General features: G+C 42.6%; 2 protein-coding genes and 1 pseudogene. 2 read left to right on the forward strand and 1 reads right to left on the reverse strand.

The features are described from left to right. A pseudogene (locus tag V6C93_RS08975) lies at positions 1-275 on the forward strand (photosystem reaction center subunit H); the annotation flags it as partial. Between the two features lie 85 nt (positions 276-360). Here the strand turns inward: V6C93_RS08975 and V6C93_RS08980 are convergent. Further along, the gene (locus V6C93_RS08980; protein WP_333476313.1) at positions 361-1,380 is read right to left on the reverse strand and encodes a hypothetical protein; all 1,020 of its coding nucleotides are present in this window, start codon (positions 1,378-1,380) and stop codon (positions 361-363) included. Between the two features lie 257 nt (positions 1,381-1,637). Here V6C93_RS08980 and V6C93_RS08985 point away from each other — a divergent pair, with 257 nt between their 5' ends. Next, the gene (locus V6C93_RS08985; protein WP_333476314.1) at positions 1,638-3,026 is read left to right on the forward strand and encodes a hypothetical protein; all 1,389 of its coding nucleotides are present in this window, start codon (positions 1,638-1,640) and stop codon (positions 3,024-3,026) included. Positions 3,027-3,336: the final 310 nt, after the last annotated feature.

Here is a 3,336-nt window from a genome sequence, read left to right on the forward strand (position 1 = left end):
GATTCAATCAAAGAATCTCTCAGACCGCAGACTTTCTCATGGAAGACTATAAGAAAACCCATAAGGATTGGCAGGCTATCAAGCGCGGTGTTCAAAACCTTCAAGAGCAAGTTAAAGACAAAGCTGAGAAGGTAACCAATATTGCTAAGGAAAAGCTGGAAGAGGTGAAAGCTAAGGAGAAAGATGGTGTTCAAGCGGATGATACGGTGAAGACGATTGATACAACCGCTGAGCCTGTGCAGAGTACTCTTGAGTTGCCGGAGAGTAATCCCTAGCGTTATTTGAGGGGGGATTGGTGGCGCTCGCTCGTTCTGGGTTTTAGAGAGCGATCGCGCCTTTACTTCCTTAGCCGTATTCCCATCAACTAGCGTTGAGTATAGCTTCTATCCCATCCTGTACTTGCTGGAGTTGCTGACGTTGCTGGTCGATCCAAGCTTTTTCTGCTTCGCGCTGTTCTGGTGTCTCTTGCTGATATCGCTCTTGCCGCTCAAGGAAGTCATTGTAGAATGCGATCGCTTGTTCCAGGGCTTGGGTGGCTAATTTAACTCTGTCGTCAAAGATTGCTGTAATAAACTTCTCAATTTTTGAAGCAACGTTTTTTTGGAACTCAACAACCTCTTCCCTAGGGATATCGCCCCAATTCTTATTCACTAAAGCCTCTAAAAGTGAACCTGTAGACTCTTTGAACCCTTTTGATTGGCTATGAATATGACTCACTAAATTTTGAAACTTGTTTTCAATCTCATTAACTTTCAAATTCATCTTCTGGTTTAATTCAGTTTTGGTATGATTATCGAAAAGACTGATACAGCTTTTAATAGCTTCGTTATTGAGCGCTGCAATTTCTTTATAAACTGGATTCAAACTTTTATTTATTACTTGGTTTAAAACTTGATATGAAAAGTAATTAAACTCATGGCGTAAAGCTTTAACAAAACCTTCCTTTTTGTTCCATTTTACTTCTTTTTTGATATTTCTTTTGGTATCAATAAACCAAGCTGTTTTAAGGCGATCGCATATCTGATCCCATAATTCGTTAGCTTGAGTAACTGCCTCATTTTTACATTTAATGTGTAAAATACCAATTTTGTAATGATGCCCACTAATCTCACCTAGCTGTTCCCAAATCTCTTGTTTTTCAGCCTCAGCAATCTTTGGCTTAGACAACCAAACATTTTCAGCATGATATAGCTTATCAGAACATACTAACACGAACTTATTGAGTCTAGCAGCAGATTGTGTCAGTTCTTCAAGGCAGGGATAAACTGACTCTTTTAGACTTAGGGCAAATTTCTTAATTTCTATAGTATTATGCTCATCCTTTAGTAGTTGCTCGATGGATTCATCGAGATTGAGGAAGGTGTTGAAATAGTCATTCATGATAGTTCTCCAGTAATTCACAAGAAAAAGCTCAACTGCATCCGATGAAAGTATTGCAATCTCTCTGAGAGCCTGAGCTGATTGGGTAACTTGTCATTTAGTATGCCTGGACTCAGCCGATAGAAAATCCGTATAAACACGGTTATCTTTGCCTACCGGATTTATTCTTCCGTAGAATCTCTGATGTTCTTTATAAGACTCAAACTTACAATATCGAGTAATTTCCCCTTCTTCTAGGCACCAATCGGCTAAACATTATGCTTTTCATATTTCGCCCCGAACATATGCTTGGACTTGCCACTGGTACGCTCAAGCATGTCATCTCATCTACAGGTGTACCGTTGAGTATGGTCAGAGATGCTGCAACGGGTCAGATTGTTGGTCATGCGGTTGGTGTTGTAGGTGAACCGTTCCTAGCGGTTCCACAGATGATATTGGGCGGCGCACAAATGATTCAAACCCACAAAGGTTTTCAAAAAACCTACCACATCGTTAATGAAGGGTTTCAACAAACTAATCAGAGATTCAATCTTGTTCAGGCGGGTTTGCAAGCTCTCCAGAACAGCATTAATGGAGGGTTTCAACAAACTAATCAGAGGCTCGATCTTGTTCAGTCTGGTTTGCAATCTCTCCAGAACAGCGTAGGAGTGCTACAAGCGACTACAGCCGTAATCGGTGTTGGAACGGTAGCAGGCGTAGCCTTGTCAGCAGTGAACCTTCACCAAACATTAAAACTAAGGGAAGACGTAAAGCAAATGAGGCTGGAGGTTAAGGACGGCTTCATTGATATGAAAAAAGCTCTGAAAGACCAGGGAGCAGAAATAATACAACGGCTTGAGGAGGTTGCTCATGACATTAAATTTGAAATGCACCGCAAAAAGCTAGTTGAGGCTTATGGTATTTTTGCTCAAGGAATGAAGCGTTTCCGAGAAGCAGTGACGTTACAAGATTTGAACCTCCGAAATTCGGAGATAAATAGCGCAAGGGATATGTTGTTTCAGGCTCTAGCCATTTACGATAATCCTCACCTATTAGAGGAAACCTGCTCCGCCGGACAACTCCGTAGACAGGAATGTGTTTGGGCAATTGAGCAAGCGATTACCACGAGTTTTCAAGTTCAGGGAGCTCATGATATGGTGAGCCATCGCCTGTCTCACCTTCAGGACAAAATCCGACAAGATTCCCTAAGTGTTATTGACCTGTGTAAATCTGAACAAGAGCTAGATTTTCTATTCCCAGAACTTACACGCATTCATAATCAAGATTTACCGTTACTCGAATCCTGGCAAATTCACGCTAGTTGGATACAAACTCTGTCCCCAAAGGAGATACAGCTTTTGGTTAGTTCTGATGTATCAACTACTAAGAGTTCAGACGATAATCAAACCTCAGCAGTTGCAGCAGAACCAGAGGAACAATTACTGTATGAGAATTTAAAGCCAAAGTCTCATTACCTATCCCTACGTGACCAACTTAAATTTATGGTCAAGCCTGACTTACGCCAAAGACACGAATCCTACGTCAGCCAACAAGCCACAGCCTCTGGATTGAAAGCTTTAGCTCCCTCAAATTGGCAAGAAGTACCAGATTTAACCGTTGCCAACCTCTACTGGTACTTCAAAGGTAAACAACAAGCACCAGCCTGAAAAGAGGAGAGGTTGAGAGCGATCGCATCATCGCTACAACAAGTGCGATCGCCTCACCAAAAACCGACTTTTCATGCCATGTGGACAAAGCTCCCCTAAATCCAACCCCTCAACTACTACTCGCTACGCAGCGTCTGCTAATGTGCGATCGCCAATAGCAGCGCTTTCGCTATCACTCTCATCTGGGCTTCTGCCCTAGGGAACAGGGAGAATTCCAATCCTCTCAACTTTAGAGGACTATACGAGTACCTCTAGCCGTGCGCTCAGCGAGAGCTGGTGCCGCAGGCGATCGCGTGGAAGGACGAAGCAT

The organism is Allocoleopsis sp. (genome assembly GCF_036703385.1).
Classification (GTDB): Bacteria; Cyanobacteriota; Cyanobacteriia; order Cyanobacteriales; family Coleofasciculaceae; genus Allocoleopsis.